Consider the following 20,838-nt stretch of genomic DNA (forward strand, 5'->3'; position numbering starts at 1 on the left):
CTCAGGCCGCGCCGACGGAGCGGTAGACCTCCAGCGTCTGCCGGGCGATGGCGTCCCAGGAGAAGTGCCGCACCGCGCGCCGCCGGCCGGCCAGGCCGAACCGCTCGGTGCGCGCCGGGTCGCCCAGCAGGGTGTTGATCGCAGCCGCGAGGTCAGCCACGAAGCGGTCCGGGTCCAGGGGGGTGCCGGAGCCGTCGGTGGCCTGCTCGATCGGCACCAGCAGGCCGGTCTCGTCGTCGGCCACGACCTCGGGGATGCCGCCGGTCGCGGTCGCCACGACTGCCGTCTCGCAGGCCATCGCCTCCAGGTTGACGATGCCCATCGGTTCGTAGACCGACGGGCAGACGAAGACCGTGGCGTGCGTGAGCACCTGGATCACCTCGGGCTTGGGCAGCATCTCGGCCACCCAGACCACACCGGAGCGTTTGGCCCGCAGTTCGGCGACCAACTCCTCCACCTCGGCGGCGATCTCGGCGGTGTCCGGCGCGCCGGCGAGCAGGACGAGCTGGGTGTCGGCCGGCAGTTCCCGGGCGGCCCGCAGCAGGTACGGCAGCCCCTTCTGCCGGGTGATCCTGCCCACGTAGACCACGCTGGGGCGGGACGGGTCGACGCCGAGCCGGTCGAGCACGTCGGTGCCCTGATCCGGGGCGTACTGGATGGTGTCGATGCCGTTGTAGACCACCCGGACCCGGTCGGGGTCGATCTGCGGGTACGCGGTGAGCACGTCGTTGCGCATCCCGCCGCTGACCGCGATCACCGCGTCGGCGGCCTCCATCGCGGTGCGCTCGATCCAGGAGGAGAGCGCGTAACCGCCGCCGAGCTGCTCGGCCTTCCACGGCCGCAGCGGCTCCAGGCTGTGCGCGGTCACCACGTGCGGCACCCCGTGCAGCAGCTTCGCGGTGTGGCCGGCCAGGTTCGCGTACCAGGTGTGGCTGTGCACCACGTCGGTCCCGGCCGCGCCGGCGGCCATCTCCAGGTCCACGCCCATCGTGCGCAGCGCGGCGTTCGCGCCGGTCAGGCCGGGTGGTTCGGCGTACGCGGTGACGCCCGGCTCGGTGCGCGGCAGGCCGAAACAGTGCACCCGTACGTCGGCGAGGCGGCGCAACTCCCGAGCCAGGTACTCGACGTGCACGCCCGCGCCGCCGTAGACCTCCGGTGGGTACTCGCGGGTGAGAAGGTCAACGCGTAGAGGGGTGCGTTCCGTCATGACCTCGCACCCTAGTGCAGAAGACTCCCCGTACGAGTGGTGAAGTGCGACGCGGGTGGATAGCGTCGGGGCATGGCTGCCAAGGTGCTCGCGATCGTCCTGGCGGGTGGGGAGGGCAAGCGCCTGATGCCACTCACCACGGATCGGGCCAAGCCGGCCGTCCCGTTCGGCGGGATGTACCGCATGGTCGACTTCGTCCTCTCCAACCTGGCCAACGCCGGCTATCTCAAGATCGTCGTGCTGACCCAGTACAAGTCCCACTCCCTCGACCGGCACATCACCAAGACCTGGCGGATGTCCACGCTGCTCGGCAACTACGTGACCCCGGTGCCCGCGCAACAGCGTCGCGGCCCGTGGTGGTTCGCCGGCTCGGCCGACGCCATCTACCAGAGCTTCAACCTGATCAACGACGAGCAGCCCGACTACGTGATCGTCTTCGGCGCCGACCACATCTACCGGATGGACCCCCGGCAGATGGTGGAGGACCACATCGCCTCCGGCGCGGCGGTGACCGTCGCCGGCATCCGCCAGCCGCTGTCGATGGCCGACCAGTTCGGCGTCATCGAGGTCGGCGACGACGGCAAGCGGATCCGGGCGTTCCGCGAGAAGCCCACCGACGCGGTCGGTTTGCCCGACGCACCGGACGAGATCTACGCCTCGATGGGCAACTACGTCTTCACCACCCGGGCGCTCTGCGAGGCGGTCGAGCGCGACGCCGAAGACAAGACCAGCAAGCACGACATGGGCGGCAGCATCATCCCGATGCTCGTCGAGCGCGGCGAGGCGAACGTCTACGACTTCCGCGACAACGAGGTGCCGGGCAGCACCGACCGCGACCGCGGTTACTGGCGTGACGTGGGGACGCTCGACTCGTTCTACGACGCGCACATGGATCTGATCAACGTGCACCCCGTCTTCAACATGTACAACTTCGACTGGCCGATCTACACCGAGCAGCCGCCGTGGCCGCCGGCGAAGTTCGTCCACCAGTGGGGTGAGCGGGTCGGCCGGGCGGTCGGCTCGATGGTCTCCCCGGGTGTGGTGATCTCCGGTTCGCTGGTGGAGAACTCGATCGTGTCGCCGAAGGTGCGGGTGCACTCCTGGGCGCACGTCGAGGGCTCGGTGCTGATGGAGGGTGTGGAGATCGGCCGGCACGCCGTGGTCCGGCGGGCCATCCTGGACAAGAACGTGTTCGTCCCGGAGGGCGCCGAGATCGGCGTCGACCTGGAGAAGGACCGGCAGCGCTACACCGTCTCCGACAACGGCATCGTGGTGATCGGCAAGGGCCAGAAGGTCGAGCCGTGACCGACAGGTACTCCCCGAGGAGGTTCCCGCAGTGACCCACCCCCGTGCCGGCCAGCCCGCCGAGCCCGCCGACCTGGTCGACGTGCCGCGCCTGGTGACCGCCTACTACGCCGAGCATCCGGATCCCGCGGACCCGGCGCAGCAGGTGTCGTTCGGCACCTCCGGCCACCGCGGCTCCAGCCTGCGCAACGCGTTCAACTCCGACCACATCCTGGCGGTCACCCAGGCGCTCTGCGACTACCGACGCGAGCAAGGGCTGGACGGGCCGCTCTTCCTCGCCCGGGACACCCACGCGCTCTCCGCGCCGGCCGCGGTGGATGCCCTGGAGGTGCTCGCCGCCAACGGGGTCACCGTGCTGGTGGACAGCCGCGACGGCTACACCCCGACCCCGGCGCTGTCGCACGCGATCCTCACGCACAACCGGGGGCGCACCAGCGGGCTCGCCGACGGCATCGTGATCACCCCGTCGCACAACCCGCCCGACGACGGTGGTTTCAAGTACAACCCCACCAACGGCGGGCCGGCCGACACCGACGTGACCCGGTGGATCCAGGACCGGGCCAACACCATCCTCGCCGCCGGGCTCAAGGAGGTCCGCCGGATCACCTACGCGCGGGCGCGGGCCGCCGACACCACCGGGGAGTACGACTTCCTCGCCACCTACGTCGACGATTTGCCGGCGGCGATCGACATCGACGCGATCCGCGACGCGGGGATCCGGATCGGCGCGGACCCGCTGGGCGGGGCGAGCGTGGCGTACTGGGGTGAGATCGCCGAGCGCCACCGTCTGGACCTGACCGTGGTCAACCCGACGGTCGACCCGACCTGGCGGTTCATGACCCTGGACGGCGACGGCAAGATCCGGATGGACTGCTCCTCGCCGAACGCGATGGCGTCGCTGATCGCCGCACGGGCCGACTACCAGATCTCCACCGGCAACGACGCCGACGCCGACCGGCACGGCATCGTCACCCCGGACGCCGGGCTGATGAACCCGAACCACTACCTGGCGGTGGCGATCCGTCACCTGTTCCGCACCCGCACCGAGTGGGGGCCGAACGCCGCGGTGGGCAAGACCCTGGTCTCCTCGTCGATGATCGACCGGGTCGCCGCCGACCTGGGTCGGCCGCTGCTGGAGGTGCCGGTCGGCTTCAAGTGGTTCGTCCCCGGCCTGCTCGACGGCGCGGTCGGCTTCGGCGGCGAGGAGAGCGCCGGGGCGTCGTTCCTGCGTCGCGACGGCTCGACCTGGACCACCGACAAGGACGGCCTGCTGCTCTGTCTGCTCGCCGCCGAGATCCAGGCCACCACCGGGCGCAGTCCGAGCGAGCACTGGGCGGAGTTGGCCGAGCGTTTCGGCGCGCCCGCGTACGCCCGGATCGACGCCCCGGCCACCCGGGAGCAGAAGGCCGTGCTCGGCAAGCTCTCCCCGGAGCAGGTCACCGCCACCGAGCTCGCCGGTGAGCCGATCACCGCGACGCTCACCACCGCCCCCGGCAACGGCGCACCGATCGGCGGTCTCAAGGTCACCACCGAGTCCGGCTGGTTCGCCGCCCGCCCGTCCGGCACCGAGGACGTCTACAAGATCTACGCCGAGTCGTTCCAGGGCCCGGAACACCTCCGCCGTCTCCAGCAGGAAGCGCAGGACCTCGTCACCCAGGTTCTCGGCTGAGCGGTCGGGCGCCTGCTCGACACGCAGCGGGGCCGACGCCGGAAGGCGTCGGCCCCGTTTCCGCGAGGTCAGCGGGCCAGCGGTATGCCCCCGCGCCGTTGGGGGAGCGGGCCGTGCAGGATGCCGCAGAGCCGGGCGAGCTGATCGACGACCTTGGCCGGTTCGGCGAACGGATCCAGGCCACTGACCTCAAGGGGGTCCAGGGCCGGAACGGTGACGTGCGAGATCAGCGGGTGCAGCGGTCGGTGGTCGGCCTCGCCCTGACCGAGCAGGTCCTCGTGCAGCTTCTCCCCGGGACGTAGCCCGGTGTAGACGATCGGGACCGGGCTGGCCGCCTGCTCGATCATGCGGCGGGCGAGGTCGTCGATCCGGACCGGCTCACCCATGTCGAGCACCAGGGCCTCCCCGTCCCGGCCGATGGCGGCCGCCTGGAGGACCAGGTGCACCGCCTCCTGCACCGTCATCAGGTACCGGGTCACGTTGGGGTCGGTGACGGTCAGCGGCTGCCTCGCCTCGATCTGCCGTTGGAAGGCGGTCACCACCGAGCCTCGGCTGCTCAGGACGTTGCCGAACCGGACGCTCAGGAAGGTGCCCGGGTAGGTCGCCGCCGCGTGCGCGGTCAGCATCTCGGTGATGCGCTTCGAGTAGCCGAGCACGCTGATCGGGTCGGCTGCCTTGTCGGTGGAGATGTTGACGAACCGGGCGACGTCCCGGCACGCCTCCAGAACGGTGAGCGTCCCCCAGACGTTGGTCTTGACCGCCTCGCCCGGGTGGCGTTCCAGCAGGGTCAGGTGCTTCAGCGCGGCGGCGTGGAAGACGACCTCGGGGCGACGTTCCCGCATGATGCGTCGGACGCCCTCGTCGTCCCGCAGGTCGGCGAGGATGAGCTCGGGGCCGTCCAACAGGGCGCGCCCGGTGAGCGACATCTGAAGGCTGTGCAGGGCCGACTCGTCGCGGTCCAGCATCATCAGCTCGCCGGGGTTGGCGCGCATGATCTGCCGGCACAGCTCCGAGCCGATCGAGCCCCCGGCACCGGTGACCAGAACGCGGCGACCGGTGAGCCCGTTGTCGTCCAGGGTCAGGTCGCCGACCACCTGACGTCGGCCGAGCAGATCACTGATCTGGACGTCCCGCACGTCGCTGACCGTGATCCGGTGGTCCACCAGCTCGCGGACCGGTGGCAGGACCTTGAACGCCGCGCCGGTGCGCAGGGTCGCCTCCCGCACCTCGCGGATCAGCGTGGCGTCGGCGTTGGCCACCGCGAAGATCACGGTGGTGGCGCCGGTACGGCGGATCACGTCGACGAGGTGCTGCCGGCCGCCCAGCACCGGCACGCCGGCGATGCGCAGGTCGTGTTTGCCCGGGTCGTCGTCGAGCGCGCCGACGGGCAGGTAGCGGCCCTTCGGGTCGCTGAGCATCGCGCGTACCAGCCCCTGCCCGGCCTCGCCGAGACCGAAGAGGAGCACCGGCGTCGCCGAGCGGGCGTCGGGTCGCATCGCGCGGTCCCGCCGGTGGCGGTGCAGCAGACGGCAGCTGAGCATCAGCAGCAGCGCCAGCGCGGCGCCGATCACGGGGGTGCTGGCCGGCACCGGGCGTTCGCCCAGCGCGAGCAGGGCGACGAGGACGATCGCCGCCGTCGTGGCGGTGGTGCCGGCGAGGCCCCGAACCTCCTCGACGGTGCCGAGGGGCTGGCGACCGGAACGGATGCGCCGCAGCGCGCTGACGCCGACGTGCAGCACGGCGGCCCCGCCGCCGAGCAGTACCGCGTTGACCGCCTGGTCGATGGTGAGAGCTAGCTCGTACCTCGCCCAGCCCGCGACCGTGAACCCGCCGACCCAGCCGAGGGCGTCGGCGGCGAGGAAGATGGCGGTCCGACGACGACTCACCCTGGCCCGGCCGGTGGCTGTTGATGTCGTTGGCTCAACCCGTTGTATCTCCGGCGGCATCTACGACTCCCTGTCCTGTCCGTGGCCGGGGGTGACCCAGGGCAGGTCAGGGGGCCACGCACGTCCCCTCACTGCTTAGCGGAATATGCGCCCCAGAATCCGGTTTTCACATTTCTATGACCGGTTGTCTGATTTAGTGTCGGGAAACCCGACGAGAGCGCCCCTACCGGCGAGGCTCCTCGCGGCGGCCGAGCTGGCGACGCAGGCTTTCGGGGAGCAGCTCGCGAAGCTGCTCCGGCAACAGCGGCAGGTCCAGCAGCCCCAGCTTGAGCTGATTGCGTTCCTGGTGGCGGCGCGGGTCGAGGCGGACCACCAGGCCGGCGTCGTGGCGGTAGTGCACCTCCACCGCGCCCGTCGTCGACCGGTTGCGGATCACCCGCCCGTCCACCTCCACCGAGACCGGCCCGGACCCGGGGCGCAGGTCCAGCCGTACCGTCTCCTCCGGCGCGAGCACCACCGACCGGGAGATGCCGGCCGCCGGCGCGCTCGGCGTCACCACCACGGCCCGCGTCGCGGGGGAGATCAGCGGGCCGCCGGCGGCGTAGCTGTAGGCGGTCGACCCGGTCGGGGTGCAGACGACCACCGCGTCACAGCGGTAGTAGCCGTACTGTTGCCCGTCCACGCTCAGGGTGGCGCTGACGAAGCCCTGCCCCGGATGGCGGACCAGCGCGATGTCGTTGAACGCGACGACGTCGTCGCCGCACACGGTGCAGGCCAGGCAGCTGTGTGCCTCGAGGGTGTACTCCCCGGTGAGCAGTCGGGCCAGCGCCGCCGGCAGCTCCGGCGGTTCGACCTCCACGAGGAACCCCAGCTTGCCCAGGTGTACGCCGAGCACCGGCTTCGGGTCGCGGACGGCCATCCGCAGCGCGCCCAGCATCGTGCCGTCCCCGCCGATGGCGATCAGCATGTCCGACCCGGAGGCCAACTCGTCCTCCGGCACCCCCCGGACCGCCTCGGGCACCCGGTGCCGGTCCTGTTCGCGGACCGCCAGGGCGGCGTGGTGCTGGGCGGCCCAGGCCACGATCGTGCCCACCACCGGGGACGCGTCCCGGGTGGGATGGAGCACCAGCCCGAGCCGGAACCGATCCATACTCCCAGCTCATCACAGTTTGGGCGGCCGGCAGGGCCCTACGCGCAACGACCGCGTACGCAAGGGCGTTTCGCCCGGTCGGTTGGTTCGTTGGGTCAGGAGCGACCAACCACATCCCGAAGGGGGCCCGCGCGATGACCTGGCCCGGGGCTGCCCTCGACCCCGGCGGGGTGACCGGTGCAGCCGAGGCGCGGATGGACCCGTCGACCGGGGACAGGGCGTCGGGCGCCCACCGGGATCTCGTCGGTCGGGTGCTCCGCTGCTATCCGGTGACCGTCGTCGTGCTCGCTCCGTACGCGCTGCTCATCCTGCCGATGGCGGTCGTCTACCGGAATCCGGATACCGGCTTCATCGTCTCCCTGGTCGGGCTCGCTTTGCTGGGCAGCGTCGCCGTGGAGACGACCGGCAGGCTGTTCGGACGTCCCGACCCACGGTGGCGGGAGGGCTTCCGACGCGCCCACGCCCGGTATCCGTGGCTCTACCCGGTCGCCATCGTGGTCACGCTGACCAGCATGGCCGCGAACGTGCTCGGGGCCCACCTCGGTCGGGGAACCATCGTCAACCAGGTCTCCGGTGACCTGTCCGGCGGGCCGCTCGCGATGGTGAGCACGCTCTTCTCGGGCTGGACGGCCCTGGGCTTCGCGTTGCTGGTGGCCAGCCACCTGGGCGGCCGGCTGTCGCGGGCGAAGCTGTACGGCTGGCTGGCCGTCCTCGTCGGCGCGGAGCTCTACGTCGCCATGCTGACGGCCGTCACCGCGCCACTGGTCGCGCTGGTGTTCTTCATGGCTGCCACCGGAGCGCTCTGCGGCGTCTTCCGACTGCGTTACCTGGCGCTCTGCGCGGTGGTGCTCTTCCTCGCCTGGCCGGCCGTGTTCGAGCACCGCAACGCCATCCGGGAGGATCGCGGCGTCGCGGTGGACACCAAGGTCACCGCCAAGGACCGGCTGCGGCTGGACAACCAGCTCAGTCTGGTGGCGGGCTTCGACGTCCCGGTCGACCTGGGTCAACCCGGGGTCACCGACTACCTGCGGTACGGGCTGGTGCCCCGGGTGCTGGACCCGGACCGGCCGGCGATCTCCACCGGGCAGCAGATCAACCAGTACATCGGCGGCGGCCCGACATCGGCCTACACCTTCCTGCTGCTGGGCAACATCTGGTTCTTCGACGGCCCGACCGGCGTGGTCGCCGTGCACGCCTTCTGGGCCGCGGTGGCAGCGGTGCTGCTGCGCTGGCGGGGTCCGCCCGGCCCGATCCGGCTGAGCCTCTTCTGCCTGGTGCTCTTCGATCCGCTGCTCTGGTCCAACACCTACCCCGACTCCACCATCAGCTTCCTGCAGCACGTGGTGGCGGCGATGCCGGTCTTCGTCCTGCTGGGGCTCAGCCGCCGCCCCCTGCACGGGGCCCGCAAGAACCCGGCCACCGGCCGGTTGGGCACCGCCCCGGGCGCGGCCCGGTGACCGTACGGGTGGGGCGGCACGCGGCCGGGCGGGCCGATGCCCCGGACGGTCCACGCACCGGTCGCCGGGCGCTGCTCGCGCTTGTCGTCGGCGGGCTCTCCAGCGGCGGCAACCTGCTGCTGGCGATCACCGTGACCCGGCTGGAGTCGGTCGGCGGGCTGGGTCAGTTCGCCCTGGCCTTCTCGTTCTACATCGTCGGCTCCGGGTTGGTGCGGAGCACCGTGACCGACACCGTGCTGGCCACCGGGGTCGAGGTCGCGTTGGCCGCCCGGCGGGCGATCCTGCTCGGCCTCGTCGGTGGCACCCTGGTCGGCGCGGCCGGCGCGGCGTACGGCTCGCGCTACCTGCTGTTCGCGGGCCTCGCCCTGCCCGGGTTGGTCCTCTACGACTACACCAAGGCGGTCGCCGTCGGCATCGGCGCTCCCTCGGCGGCGATGGCCCAGGAGGTCGCCTGGGCGGCGCTCACCGGGTGTGCCGCGCTGGCCGGGCTGCTCCGAGTGATCGACACGCCGTACGTCTTCGCCCTGTGGGCCGTCGGCGGCGGCCTGATCGGTGTGGTCGTCGCGGCCCGGCGCCGGTACGCGCTGGTGCCGGGCTGGCGGGTCGGGCGAGCCGAGACCCGCGTCGCGGCGGGGTTCGGTGCGCAGTTCCTGCTGACCACCGGGTCGGCGCAGTTGGCGCTGACCGCGGTGGCGTTGGTCGCCGGGACGGCGGTGGTCGGCGCGTTGAGCGCCGGGCGAACGCTGCTGGGGCCGGTCAATCTCGTGCTGTCGACAGCGGCGACGCTGATCCTGCCGCAGTTGGCCCGCACCCGGGCCGAGTCCCGAGCGGTGCGGACGCGGGCGGCTGTCCGGCTCGCACTGCTCGTGGCCGCCGCCGTCCTGCCGTTGACCGTCGCCGTCGCACTGTTGCCGGACGCGGTCGGAAAGGAACTGCTCGGCGCCAACTGGACCGTCGCCCGGAGCCTGCTGGTGCTGCTCGCGCTGGAGAGCCTGCTCGCCGTACCGGCCACGATCGGCTTCGCCGGGCTGCGGATCGAGCGGGCGAGCCGGCGGGCGATAGTGCTCGGCGTCCTACTCGGTGGGCTCCGCGTGCCGGCGGTCGTCGCCGGGGCGGTCCTGTTCGGCGCGGCGGGAGCGGCCGGCGCGCTCGTCGTACTGGCCCTGGTCAGTGCGGTCGCCTGGGGCGGCAGCTATCTCCTGCTGCTGCGGGACCCCGCAGCGGACCGTCCACCGGCCGTCCAACCGGTCTGACCCCGGACCGCGCCGACGGGGTCGGCGCGGTCCGGCAGTGGGTCAGGCGATGGTCGCCAGGGCGGCGCGGACGCGCTCCACCACGGCCTTGACCGCCGGTTCGGCCAGATCGGCGTACGTGGGCAGGTTGATGCCGCGCCGGCTCAGGTCCTCGGTCACCGGACAGTCCGCGCCCGGATCACGATGCGCGGGCAGGTCCGGGATCGGCACGAAGAACGGGCGGGTCTCCACGCCGAGTCGGGCGAGCGCGACGGCCAGCGCGTCCCGAGAGGTCGCGTCCCCCTCGGCCCCGACGAGGAAGGCTGCCATCCAGGGCGCGCGGCGAACCCCGGCGGCCACCGGCTGCGCCGACAGCGCCGGCTCGTCGGCCAACTGCTCCTCGTAACCGGCGATCACCCGGTCCCGGAGGGCGACGATCTCGTCCGCCCGCTCCAGTTGGGCGCAGAGCACCGCGGCACACAGGTTCGTCATCCGGTAGTTGTAGCCCAGCACCGGGAAGTAGTACCGCCGTTGCGGATCCATGCCCTGGTTGCGTAGCAGGCGCATCCGATCGGCCAGGGCCGCGTCGGAGGTGGTCACACAGCCGCCCTCGCCGGAGGTGAGCACCTTGTTGCCGAAGAACGAGAAGGTCGTGACGTCGGCGAGCGAGCCGGTGGGTCGCCCGTCGAGGGTGGCGCCGAACGACTCCGCCGCGTCGGCGACCAGGAGCAGGCCGTGCCTGTCGCAGAGGTGGCGCAGGGCGGTGTAGTCGGCCGGGTGCCCGTACAGGTCGACGGCGATGACCGCCCGGGTACGCGGGCCGATCGCGGCGCGTACCGCTGCCGGGTCGACACACCAACTCTCCGGCAGGACGTCCACGCAGACGGCACGCGCGCCGCAGTACGCGACGGCGTTGGCCGTCGCCACGTAGGTCAGCGCGGGGACGATCACCTCGTCCCCCGGCCCGATGCCCGCCGCCGCGAGGACCAGGTGCAGCGCGACAGTGCCGTTGCTTGTCGTCAGGGCGGTGTCGACGGCGCAGCGACGGGCGAAACGCTCCTCGAAGTCCCGCAGGTACGGGCCCTGCGACGAGATCCACCCGCTCCTCAACGCGTCGACCACGTACCGCTCCTCCAACGTGGAGAGGCTCGGTCGGGCCACCGGATAGGTGTCGTCCGCGATGCTCATGATCCATCCCCTCCGCCGGCGACGGTGTCGTTCGCGGCCTCGGTGACGAACGGGGACCGTGGCACCGGACCCGATCCGCCCCGCGCCGCCCAGCCCAGGACCTCCAGGTAGTCGCGGCCGGTGGCCGCCCAGGTGCGACCGGCCAATCGGTCGTTCGCCCGCCGGGAGGCGGCGGCGTAGCGTTCCCGCTCGTCGAGCAGGTGCCGCACCGCGTCGGCGAGGGACCGCGGGTCCCGCGCCCGGAAGACCGCCGCCTCGGCGCGGTTGAACTCCAGCTGGTCGCGCAGCGGCTCGACGTCGGCGCAGGCGACCGGGAGACCCCAGGTGAACGCCTCCAGCATCGCGCCGCTGGCCGCCTCCCAGAGCGAGGGTACGACCACCGCGTCCGCTCGGGCGTAGAGGGCGTTCAGCTCGTCCAGGCTGACGAAGCCGGGGAAGGAGACCCGGCCGCGCAGGTCGGGTTGTGCGGCACGGGCGAGCAGTCGACTCGCCTCGGGCTCGACCAGCGGCCCCGGGCAGACCAGGCGGCAGTCGGGCAGCAGCGCCATCGCCTCCAGCAGGGTGGCGTGGTTCTTGTGCTCCGCGGTGGACGACGGGTAGACCAGCAGCCCCGGCTCGGGCCGGGCGTGCGCGCGCTCCGGTGCGGGTTGGAACGCCGGGGTCGGGATGAGCACGGTCCGCTCCGCGGCCTCCGGGAAGAGGCGCAGGGTCTCCCGGTACGGATGGGGCCAGGTGACCACGATCGCCGCGGCGCGGGCCACGTTCTCCCGGACCACCGCCGCGAAGCCGGGGGCGTGGAACTCGCCACCCAGGTGGCGGGTGTCGTGCAGGACGACGACCGAGGTGCCCGACCCGATCGGGGAGCTGTGCACCGGGAAGAGGGTGACGTCGGTGTCGGCGTGCCGCACGACGGACCGTTGCCGGACCGCGTTGACGGCCGTGCGCACCGTGCGGGAGTTACGCATCGCCCTCGGCGTCCACCGGCGCAGCAGTTGGCCGGTGGGGTTGTCGGAACGGAGCGGCTGCGCCACCTCGGTCCAGGCGATCCGCACGTCGGGCACCTGCTCCCGCCACTGGGTCAGCGTGCCCCGCAGCACGTTCACCCGCAGGTCGCAGGAGTCGTCGGCGGACATGCCGGTCAACAGGCCGTAGGTGAAGGCTTCGAGCCCCGCGGCGTGACCGGGACGGATGGGTGCGGCGTCGACCGCGACCCTCACCGGTCCACCCGGATCAGTCGCCCCATCCGCTCGTCCTCGAGCAGTTGCCGATCGGCGTCGACCATGACTCGGACCAGGTCGCTGAAGAGCGTCTTCGGCGCCCACCCCAGGGTGCGTCGGGCCTTCGAGTAGTCGCCGATGAGGGCGTCGACCTCCGCCGGGCGGAAGTAGGCGGGGTCCAGTTCCACGTACCGCTGCCAGTCCAACCCGACCCGGTCGAACGCGGCCTCGACGAACTCGCGCACGGTGTGGCCCTCGCCGGTGGCGACCACGTAGTCGTCCGGGGTGTCCTGCTGGAGGGCGAGCCACATCGCCTCGACGTACTCCGGTGCGTAGCCCCAGTCCCGAACGGCGTCCAGGTTGCCCAGGTAGAGCTTGTCCTGGATGCCAGCCTCGATCCTGGCCACCGCGCGGGTGATCTTGCGGGTCACGAAGTTCTCGCCCCGGCGCGGGCTCTCGTGGTTGAACAGGATGCCGTTGGCGCAGAACATGTTCCAGGACTCGCGGTAGTTCACCGCCGACCAGTAGGCGTACACCTTGGCGCACGCGTACGGGCTGCGCGGGTGGAACGGGGTCTCCTCGCGCTGCGGGGGCGGGGTCGAGCCGAACATCTCCGACGAGGACGCCTGGTAGAACCGGCAGCCGACGTCGGCGGAGCGGGCCGCCTCCATCATGCGCAGCGCCCCGAGCCCGGTGACGTCCGCCGTGTACCCGGGAATGTCGAAGGACACCCGGACGTGGCTCTGCGCGCCCAGGTTGTAGATCTCGTGGGGGCGGATGTCCCGGATCAGCGCGGTCAGCGAGGCCGGGTCGGAGAGGTCGCTGTAGTGGAGGAAGAGGCGGGCGTCGCCGCTGCGCGGGTGGACGTCGACGTGGTCGATCCGCTCGGTGTTGAAAGAGGACGACCGCCGTTTGATGCCGTGCACCGTGTATCCCTTGTCGAGGAGGAACTCCGACAGGTAACTGCCGTCCTGACCGGTGATGCCGGATATGAGTGCCACTCGTGACATGAAGTCCCTCTCCTGCTGGCCAATTTTCCCCGCCGGATCCTTATATCGCTCTCGGGGTCGGCACTCCTGGGGTTTCATGTAACTGGCGGAATTTATTCTTCGCCGTCCTCTTCGCAGGTGACGCAGCTCAGTCGAGACGACTCGGTTGAGAATGCGGCTCAGTCACGGATCGAGTCTCCGATCGTTAGGCGAATCGATCCTGTGGCACGAACGAGGAGCTGAGGATGGCCGGCGACCCCACCCCCGCGGCGGACACCCGAGAAAGACCGGCGACTGTCGACGAGAACAAATTCCACGTCCTTGTCACGGCCGGCTATTTCGCTCCCGGTTGGCGGGCCGGAGGGCCCGTCCGGTCCATTTCCGAAGTGCTCGCCCTGGCCAGTGACGACATTGAGACGTCCATGCTGACCCGCGACCGCGACCTCGGTTGCCGCGACCCCTATCCAGGGCTGTCCGGTCGCTGGGCCCGGGTCGGCCGGACGAACGTCTTCTATCTCGGCGTGCGCCGGCCGGGGCAGTGGCGGTCGCTCTGGCGCTCGCTGCGCGCCGACCGTTTCGACCTGCTGTACGTCAACAGCGTCTGGTCGACGTTCTCCATCCTGCCCATGGCCGCGGCCCGGCTCGGTCTGCTGCGGGTGGGCCGCATCCTGGTCGCCCCCCGGGGTGAGTTCGGCCCGGCCGCTCTGCGGGTGCACCGACTCCGTAAGCGGATCTTCCTGGCCGCCTGGCGGTGGATGCTGCTCGACCGGCGGGTGCTGTGGCACGCCACCACACCGGTCGAGGCCAACGACATCCAGCGGGTACTGCCCCGGGCGCGGATCGGTGTCGTCGCGGTCAGCCGGGGCCCCGAGCCGGAAGCGGCGCCGGTCGAGACACCCGCGAGCCACCACGCGCGGCTGGTCTTCATCGGGCGGATCTCCCCCATGAAGAACCTCGACCTGGTGCTGGCCGCGCTCGCCTTCGTGCCGGTGCCGGTACGGCTGGACATCTACGGCCCGGTGGAGGACGAGGCGTACTGGCGACGCTGCCGGGAGCACCTGGCCGAGCTGCCCGACTCGATCGCCGTCAGCTACCGGGGCGAGCTGCCACCCGAGCAGGTCCGCGCGACCTTCTACCGCTACGACGCGTTCGTCATGCCGACCCGGGGGGAGAACTACGGCAACGCCATCGCCGAGAGCCTGTCCGCGTGCTGCCCGGTGCTCTGCTCCGACCGGACACCGTGGACGTCGGTGCTGCGCGACGGCGGCGGGCTGGTCCTCCCCGAACTGACCGCGACGGCGTTGGGCGCCCTCGTCACCCAGGTGGCGACCGCCACCCCCGAGCAGCGGCACGCGGCCCGGGTCGAGGCGGGGGCCGCCTACCGCCGGTGGCGGGCGAGCCGGGCTCCGATCAGCGTCCTCGACCAGGCGTGGCGGGTGATCCGCGACCCGGCATACCGGGTGCCCCCGCAGGGGCGGACCCCGTGACGCGCGCCCAGCCCTGCCTTCCTCGACCCGCACAGCTGCCACCAGGAGGCGTCAAGTGACCCGCGTGATGACCGTCGTCGGAACCAGGCCGGAGATCATCCGGCTGGCCCGGGTGATCGACGCACTCGACCGGACCGTGGACCACACGTTGGTGCACACCGGGCAGAACTGGGATCCATCCCTCTCCGACGTCTTCTTCAGCGAGTTGGGGGTCCGAGCGCCGGATCTCCTCCTGCGGGCCGACACCCGATCGCTCGGCAGCCTCCTCGGCGCCGTCCTGGTCGGCACGGAGAGGGCGATCGCCGAGCTGCGCCCGGACGCGCTGCTGGTGCTTGGTGACACCAACAGCGCGATCTCGGCGCTGATGGCCCGGCGGATGAACGTGCCGGTGTACCACATGGAGGCCGGCAACCGTTGCTTCGACCTGAACGTGCCGGAGGAGACCAACCGGTGCATGGTCGACCACATCGCCGACTTCAACCTGGTCTACTCGGAGCACGCCCGGCGCAACCTGCTCGCCGAGGGGCTGCACCCGCGCCGCATCCTGCACACCGGCTCACCCATGCGTGAGGTGCTCGACCACTACCGACGGCAGATCGAGCGGTCCACCGTGCTGGCCCAACTGGAGCTGGAACCGGGCGGCTACTTCGTCGTCAGCGCGCACCGGCAGGAGAACGTCGACCACCCGGACCGGCTCCGTCGGCTGCTGGAGTGCCTGCGGGCGGTCCGCGACGAGTGGCGGCTGCCGCTGTTGGTCTCCACGCATCCGCGTACCCGCAAACGGCTGGAGGCGCTCGCGGGCGACGGCCTGCACCTCGACGGCGTGGCCTTCCACGAGCCGTTCGGCTTCTTCGACTACGTGACCCTGCAACGGCATGCCCGGTGCACCCTGTCCGACAGTGGCACCGTCAGCGAGGAGGCCGCGATTCTCGGGTTCCCGGCGGTGACCCTGCGCGAGTCCATCGAGCGTCCGGAGGCACTGGACAGCGGGGCGATCGTGATGACCGGCCTGGAGCCCGACGGGGTCGTGGAGGCCATCCGGGTGGTGGTGGCGCAGGTGGCCGACGGCTCGGTCGCCTGTCCGCTCGACTACCAGGTCCCCGACACGTCACGCCGGGTGGTCGACTTCATCCTGTCGACCGTGCGCCGCCATCACGACTGGGCGGGCATCCGCCGCTGACCGGTCCACCGGCCGGGCCGGCACACCCGTGACCACGACGCCCGGGGCGACATCGCGGGTCACGCACGCGCCGGCGCCCACTGTGGCGTCCCGGCCGACGGTCAGCTTCGGCAGGATCGCGGCCGTGGTGCCCACCAGAACGCCGTCCTCCAGCCGGCAGTATCCGGAGACCGCGGCGAGCGGATTGACCGACACGTAGTCGCCGAGCACGGTGTCGTGCCCCACCGTGCAGTTCTGGTTGAGGTGCACGTGCCGTCCCAGCAGCACGTTCGTCGTCACCCGGGCGCCGCCGGCGGCGAACAACCCCTGCTGGTGGACGCAGTCGGGCCCGATCTCGGCGGCCGGGTGCACCACTGTGGCCGCCGGTAGGCCGTACCCGGCGATGGTCTGGTCGGTCTCGCGGCGCAACCTCGGATGCCCGACGCCGAGCGCCACGTGGGTGCTGGTCGGTTGGGCGGCCAACCACCGGGTGGGGCCGAGGAAGGCGACGCCCAGGCGGTGTACCGACTCGACGTTGGACTCGGTGGGGTAGTCGTCGACGAAGCCCAGCACCCGCCACGGCACCGCATTCTCCGCAATGGTGTTCAACAGCCGAATTACCCCATATACCTCACGGCCCATTCCGCCCGTGCCTACGATCACTACGTCGGTCGTCAACCGCGGCTCCCTCGGCTACGGAGAACGCTGGCCGCTCTCCGTCAACTGAACCGGCTACCGGTGCTGATGGTGACGGGTGAGTGCCGGCGCCCTGGTCAGCCCGCGCGCGTTCCCGGTGCAGGTGTGCCCGCGCCGACGCCGGGGCAGCAATCTCCGAAGGTGAGCCGAAGGTGAACAAGCTGGCAAGGACGCGTCTGCCCGACAGCACCGGGGCACCCAGGGGGACGGCGCGATCCACGACCACGGCGGGGTACCGGGTGCTCGCCACCGCTCGCGTGTTCGAGCCGGGCTTTCGTGGCGGCGGGCCGATCCGCTCCCTGCGGTTCATCCTCGACACCCTGCCGGACGACCTCGACGTCACCCTGGTCACCGGTGACCGGGACCTTTCCTCGCCCACACCCTACCCGGGCCTGTCCGGGCGGCTGGTGCGGCGCGACGACCGCTGCGCGGTTTTCTACCTCGGCCCGTTCGCCCTGCGGCACTGGGTCCGACTGGCGCGGCACATCCGGTCCCGCCCGGTCGATCTGATCTACGTCAACAGCCTCTGGTCGCTCTTCTCGGTGCTGCCGATCCTGGCGGTGGCGCTGCGGCTGGTGCGCGTCCGCGCGATCATGCTGGCCCCGCGCGGCGAGCTCTCGCCCGGTGCACTCGCCATCAAGACGCGCAAGAAGCGGCTCTTCCTGGCGGTCTGGGCCCCGCTTCTGCGTCGGCTCGACGTGCGCTGGCAGGCGTGCAGCTGGCTGGAGGAGACCCAGATCCGCGCGAACGTGCCATGGGCACAGATCATGGTGAACGGCAACGAGTGCCCGATCCCGGAGCAGCCCGCGCCCCGGGCCGTCGCCCACGACGGGCCGCTGCGGCTGGTGTTCGTCGGCCGGATCTCCCCGATGAAGAACCTCACCCGGGCGTTGGAGGCGGTCGCCGGCGCCACGCACCCGCTGGAGTTCGACATCTACGGTCCGCGGGAGGACGAGCAGTACTGGGCGTGCTGCCGACGCCTCATCGACGCGATGCCCGACCATGTCCGGGTCCGCTACCTCGGGGAACTCGGGGCGGACGAGGTGATGGCGACCTTCAGCCGATACGACGCGTTCCTCTTCCCGACGCTGGGCGAGAACTACGGCCACGTCATCCTGGAGAGCCTGGCGTCCGGCTGCCCGGTGGTCTGCTCCGACGCGACGCCGTTCAGCGAGCTGATCGCCGCCGGCGGGGGAGCGGTGGTCCGGCCGGCGACGGCGGCCGCGCTGAGCGAGGCCCTCGACCGGCTGGCCGACCGGTCGGCCGGGGAACGCGCCGAGGCGAAGGAGACCGCGGGCCGGCGGTACCAGCTCTGGCGGCAGCAGGCCCGGGAACTCAACGTGCTGGACCACGCCCGGCGATTCTGCGCCTGATCCGGCTCGCCGGGGCCGCGTCACTCGGGCCGGAACTTCGTCGTTGCAGAGGCGGGGCCCGCGTCGGCGGGTCCGTCGTCCGCCACCCGGTAGGCCCCCATTGAGCGAGGACAGCACGTGCCCAGTCGCGTTCGTACGATGGTCCGACGAGTCCGGGACCACCTGGCCGCCACCCGTGACCCCGAGGCGTTCGCGCGGTCCCTCGGGGTGAACCTGACCGGACGGGTCAGGTTCTACGGCATCAGCCGGGCGATGTTCGGCTCGGAGCCGTGGCTGATCACCATCGGCAACAACGTCTACATCACCTCCGAGGTGCAGTTCGTCACCCACGACGGCGGCACGCTGATCCTGCGCAAGGACCACCCCGACCTGGACTGGACCGCCCCGATCACGATCGGCGACGACGTCTACATCGGTATGCGGTCGATGATCCTGGCCGGCGTCACCATCGGAAGCCGGTGCGTCATCGGGGCGGGCTCGATCGTCACCCGCGACATCCCGGACAACACGGTGGCCGCCGGTGTCCCGGCGCGACCGCTGCGGACCACCGACGAGTACCTGGAACGGTTGCAGGCCAAGTCGCTGGGCATCGGGCACCTTCCCGTCCCGGAGAAGCACGAGGCGATGAAGAGGATCTACGGGGTGACCACCGTCTGACCCGGCGCGCCGGCCGCGACCGCCCGCTCAGGCCCGCCGGTACGCGACCCGTGGAGGCGGCAGTTGGTGGACGCCGGTGATGGTGATCGCTCCCAACGCCCCGGTCGTCCCGGTCACCTCGTAACCGAACCGGTCCCCGGTCATCGCCGCCGAACTCGTGCCGAGGTTGAGGGTGGTGGCGGCGCCGGTGCTGCTGGCCCGCACCGTGGGCGCGGTGACGCCGTTGGTCTGCCACGCGTGCCCGTACCAGTGCCAGCCGGCGGGCAGCAGCACGGGGACGGTCAACACCGACTCCTGGACGCCCACCGACGTGACGTCGACGCTGCCGAAGTCGGCGATCGGGCCGAGGACGGCGGGACGACCGGTCGCCGGATCGTGGGCGTAGACGCCGTGCCGTACCACCCCGGTGCCCGCCACGGTGACCTCGACGCACGCCCGGTCGACCGGCGTGGGTTCCGCCAGGTGGACCGGGTGCAGCAGGAGCGACTGGTAGGTGCCGGTGTAGGTGACGTGCTGGGTCGGGCCGGCGAGGGGGAGGAAGTAGCTGCCGCGCGGGCAGGTCGCCCCGGGCAGCGGCCCCACCCGCACCGGGCCGGGCTCCGCGCGCCACATCCCGTACCCGGCGGGGACCGTCATGCCGTACGAGATCCCGGTGACGGCGACCCGGTCCGGCACGGTGAGGTTCGTCGGACCGACCGGGACCAGCAGCCGGTGGAACAGTTGCGGCGCCGCCATCTGGGTCTGGGCGACGGCGTCGACCCGTTCGATCATCACGAAGTCGTGGGTGGAGTCCGACACGACGATCTCGGTGGCCGCCGACGGCGGTGCCAGGTAGCGCCGGTAGGCGGTGCCGGTCACGGATTCGCCGGCGTCGAGGGTGCGGCCCCACACCAACTGCGGGTAGTTCTTCTTGAGGCTGGAGCTGATGAACCAGCCCTTGGCCGTGGTGTGTCGGGCCCGGACCTCGGGCACGCCGTCGGCGACCGGCAGCAACCCGACGGCGATGCCCCACTGCTGGACCTGGCCGCTGTCGACCACCCACTGGCTCATGCTGCTCGCCGGCAGCAACGGGTTCCTCAGGGTCGCCGGGGCGAAGTCGGTGAGGGCGGGCAGCGTGTCGATGTTCGCCCACCCCGACCAGTTCAGGCCACCGGCCGTGCCCACGTTCGGCATGAACTGCCGACGGGTGCCGCCGGCCACCGGGGTCAGCGGGTGGCACTGGGTCACCCCGGCGTTCACTGTGAACCGCTCCAGCGCGGCCACCGTCTGCCCGACCAGCAGACCGCCCTGCGACCAGCGGTAGACGTTCGAGATCCGGCACAGGGACGGGATCCGCGACATGATCGTGGCGATGGGAGTGCCGATGTTCGCCCGGGCGGTGTCGATCATCCCCTGGTAGGACGGGATCAGGTAGGACTCCCGGATCGTCAGCTCCTGCCCCGTGAACCGGCCGTCCGGCACCGGTCGCCCGTCGAGTTCGACAGTCACCGTGTGGGAGTGGGTGGCCGGGCGGATCTGCACGTCGGGCGTCAGACCCGTGATCGCCACGGTGGTCGTGTTGGTCGCCCCCGAGAGGTGGGTGAGCGGCGCGGTCGGCTTGACCCGGGCGCCCTGCGCGATGCCGTCGACGACCGTGTACGGGTTGCCGAAGAGCAGGCTGTCCGCGTTGGTGATGGCCAGCAGGGTGAAGGTGCGCGTTCCGTCGGTCCACTGCGAGCCCACGTCGACTGTCGTCTTGCCGTGGTTGGTGACGACGATCTGGTTGCCGACGTTGTAGCCGTGACTGCCGCCGACGTACGACCAGCCGGTGTTGATCGGGCAGTTGTCGTCGGAGGTGTCGTGGATCTTCGTCCCGACAGCCGACATCACCGGCCACACCTGGGCGTCGGTCGCGGTCGAGGGCACCAGAGTGACCTGGGGGAGACCGGAGTGCCACATGCCGACCATCGCCTCCGCGTACGACAGGTTGGCCGGCATGACCAGGTCACGGGTGCTGTCGAAGCGCGACCGGACGGACATCAGGGCATTGAACCGGTAGACGATCAGCTCGGGCATGGTCGGCACCTCCACCGCGATCGCACTGACGACGAACCTCACTGTGCGCCGTCGGGGCAAGGGTGCCGTTCGCGCGGTCAGCACCCGGACAGGGTGAATTTGTGGCCGTCG

The 20,838-nt window shown here is 71.4% G+C and carries 16 protein-coding genes; 8 read left to right on the top strand and 8 right to left on the bottom strand.

Annotated features, from left to right (window positions below):
• Position 1 precedes the first annotated feature (1 nt).
• Positions 2-1,207 (bottom strand): glycogen synthase, encoded by a 1,206-nt coding sequence (glgA, locus tag ACFYL6_RS31370; protein WP_387176843.1) that lies wholly within the window; start codon positions 1,205-1,207, stop codon positions 2-4.
• A gap of 72 nt (positions 1,208-1,279) precedes the next feature.
• On the opposite strand from glgA, the gene glgC reads away from it, so the two are divergent.
• Together glgC and pgm are read left to right on the top strand one after the other, a co-directional pair.
• The gene (gene glgC, locus ACFYL6_RS31375; RefSeq protein ID WP_238658614.1) at positions 1,280-2,512 is read left to right on the top strand and encodes a glucose-1-phosphate adenylyltransferase; all 1,233 of its coding nucleotides are present in this window, start codon (positions 1,280-1,282) and stop codon (positions 2,510-2,512) included.
• A 31-nt stretch (positions 2,513-2,543) separates the two neighbouring features.
• Positions 2,544-4,181, top strand: a complete 1,638-nt coding sequence (pgm, locus tag ACFYL6_RS31380; RefSeq protein ID WP_387176844.1) for a phosphoglucomutase (alpha-D-glucose-1,6-bisphosphate-dependent) — start codon at positions 2,544-2,546, stop codon at positions 4,179-4,181.
• A 68-nt stretch (positions 4,182-4,249) separates the two neighbouring features.
• Here pgm and ACFYL6_RS31385 read toward each other — a convergent pair whose 3' ends face one another.
• Positions 4,250-6,067 (bottom strand): polysaccharide biosynthesis protein, encoded by a 1,818-nt coding sequence (locus tag ACFYL6_RS31385; RefSeq protein ID WP_387176845.1) that lies wholly within the window; start codon positions 6,065-6,067, stop codon positions 4,250-4,252.
• Positions 6,068-6,290: 223 nt separating this feature from the next.
• Positions 6,291-7,217: an NAD(+)/NADH kinase gene (locus ACFYL6_RS31390; protein WP_387176846.1), complete on the bottom strand. Its 927-nt coding sequence runs from the start codon at positions 7,215-7,217 to the stop codon at positions 6,291-6,293.
• A gap of 134 nt (positions 7,218-7,351) precedes the next feature.
• On the opposite strand from ACFYL6_RS31390, the gene ACFYL6_RS31395 reads away from it, so the two are divergent.
• Positions 7,352-8,674: a hypothetical protein gene (locus tag ACFYL6_RS31395; protein WP_387176847.1), complete on the top strand. Its 1,323-nt coding sequence runs from the start codon at positions 7,352-7,354 to the stop codon at positions 8,672-8,674.
• Entirely contained in the window at positions 8,671-9,927 is a 1,257-nt protein-coding gene (locus ACFYL6_RS31400; protein ID WP_387176848.1) for a hypothetical protein, read from the top strand. Before ACFYL6_RS31395 ends, ACFYL6_RS31400 begins: the two co-directional genes overlap by 4 nt.
• A 42-nt stretch (positions 9,928-9,969) precedes the next feature.
• Here the strand turns inward: ACFYL6_RS31400 and ACFYL6_RS31405 are convergent, their stop codons facing one another.
• From ACFYL6_RS31405 to gmd, 3 genes are read right to left on the bottom strand one after another with little or no spacing between them, the layout of a single operon-like run.
• The gene (locus ACFYL6_RS31405) at positions 9,970-11,094 is read right to left on the bottom strand and encodes a DegT/DnrJ/EryC1/StrS family aminotransferase (RefSeq protein WP_387176849.1); all 1,125 of its coding nucleotides are present in this window, start codon (positions 11,092-11,094) and stop codon (positions 9,970-9,972) included.
• Positions 11,091-12,311: a glycosyltransferase gene (locus ACFYL6_RS31410; protein ID WP_387176850.1), complete on the bottom strand. Its 1,221-nt coding sequence runs from the start codon at positions 12,309-12,311 to the stop codon at positions 11,091-11,093. The genes ACFYL6_RS31405 and ACFYL6_RS31410 overlap by 4 nt, the downstream gene beginning before the upstream one ends.
• Positions 12,308-13,321 (bottom strand): GDP-mannose 4,6-dehydratase, encoded by a 1,014-nt coding sequence (gmd, locus tag ACFYL6_RS31415; RefSeq protein WP_238658606.1) that lies wholly within the window; start codon positions 13,319-13,321, stop codon positions 12,308-12,310. Before gmd ends, ACFYL6_RS31410 begins: the two co-directional genes overlap by 4 nt.
• Positions 13,322-13,545: 224 nt before the next feature.
• Between gmd and ACFYL6_RS31420 the strand changes: the two genes are divergently transcribed.
• Together ACFYL6_RS31420 and wecB are read left to right on the top strand one after the other, a co-directional pair.
• Positions 13,546-14,787: a glycosyltransferase family 4 protein gene (locus ACFYL6_RS31420; RefSeq protein WP_387176851.1), complete on the top strand. Its 1,242-nt coding sequence runs from the start codon at positions 13,546-13,548 to the stop codon at positions 14,785-14,787.
• A gap of 55 nt (positions 14,788-14,842) precedes the next feature.
• Entirely contained in the window at positions 14,843-15,967 is a 1,125-nt protein-coding gene (gene wecB, locus ACFYL6_RS31425) for a non-hydrolyzing UDP-N-acetylglucosamine 2-epimerase (RefSeq protein ID WP_387176852.1), read from the top strand.
• Here the strand turns inward: wecB and ACFYL6_RS31430 are convergent.
• A complete protein-coding gene (locus ACFYL6_RS31430) occupies positions 15,896-16,609 on the bottom strand; it encodes an acetyltransferase (RefSeq protein ID WP_387176874.1) in 714 nt (237 codons plus the stop codon). The genes wecB and ACFYL6_RS31430 overlap by 72 nt on opposite strands.
• A gap of 185 nt (positions 16,610-16,794) precedes the next feature.
• On the opposite strand from ACFYL6_RS31430, the gene ACFYL6_RS31435 reads away from it, so the two are divergent.
• Positions 16,795-18,015, top strand: a complete 1,221-nt coding sequence (locus tag ACFYL6_RS31435; protein ID WP_387176853.1) for a glycosyltransferase — start codon at positions 16,795-16,797, stop codon at positions 18,013-18,015.
• Positions 18,016-18,153: 138 nt separating this feature from the next.
• Complete coding sequence (locus ACFYL6_RS31440; RefSeq protein WP_387176854.1) at positions 18,154-18,672, top strand: acyltransferase; 519 nt, start codon at positions 18,154-18,156, stop codon at positions 18,670-18,672.
• A 27-nt stretch (positions 18,673-18,699) separates the two neighbouring features.
• Here ACFYL6_RS31440 and ACFYL6_RS31445 read toward each other — a convergent pair whose 3' ends face one another.
• On the bottom strand, positions 18,700-20,727 hold the full coding sequence (locus tag ACFYL6_RS31445; RefSeq protein WP_387176855.1) for a hypothetical protein: 2,028 nt from the start codon (positions 20,725-20,727) through the stop codon (positions 18,700-18,702).
• Between the last annotated feature and the right edge of the window lie 111 nt (positions 20,728-20,838).

Origin of the sequence: Micromonospora sp. NPDC007208, from assembly GCF_042869175.1 — a bacterium.
Classification (GTDB): domain Bacteria; phylum Actinomycetota; class Actinomycetes; order Mycobacteriales; family Micromonosporaceae; genus Micromonospora; species Micromonospora foliorum.

Bases quoted from the DNA above. Each gene is read 5' to 3' on its own strand.
- glgA (WP_387176843.1), bottom strand. From the start codon at position 1,207: ATGACGGAACGCACCCCTCTACGCGTTGACCTTCTCACCCGCGAGTAC.
- glgC (WP_238658614.1), top strand. From the start codon at position 1,280: ATGGCTGCCAAGGTGCTCGCGATCGTCCTGGCGGGTGGGGAGGGCAAG.
- ACFYL6_RS31390 (WP_387176846.1), bottom strand. From the start codon at position 7,217: ATGGATCGGTTCCGGCTCGGGCTGGTGCTCCATCCCACCCGGGACGCG.
- ACFYL6_RS31395 (WP_387176847.1), top strand. From the start codon at position 7,352: ATGACCTGGCCCGGGGCTGCCCTCGACCCCGGCGGGGTGACCGGTGCA.
- ACFYL6_RS31405 (WP_387176849.1), bottom strand. From the start codon at position 11,094: ATGAGCATCGCGGACGACACCTATCCGGTGGCCCGACCGAGCCTCTCC.
- gmd (WP_238658606.1), bottom strand. From the start codon at position 13,321: ATGTCACGAGTGGCACTCATATCCGGCATCACCGGTCAGGACGGCAGT.
- ACFYL6_RS31420 (WP_387176851.1), top strand. From the start codon at position 13,546: ATGGCCGGCGACCCCACCCCCGCGGCGGACACCCGAGAAAGACCGGCG.
- ACFYL6_RS31440 (WP_387176854.1), top strand. From the start codon at position 18,154: ATGGTCCGACGAGTCCGGGACCACCTGGCCGCCACCCGTGACCCCGAG.
- ACFYL6_RS31445 (WP_387176855.1), bottom strand. From the start codon at position 20,727: ATGCCCGAGCTGATCGTCTACCGGTTCAATGCCCTGATGTCCGTCCGG.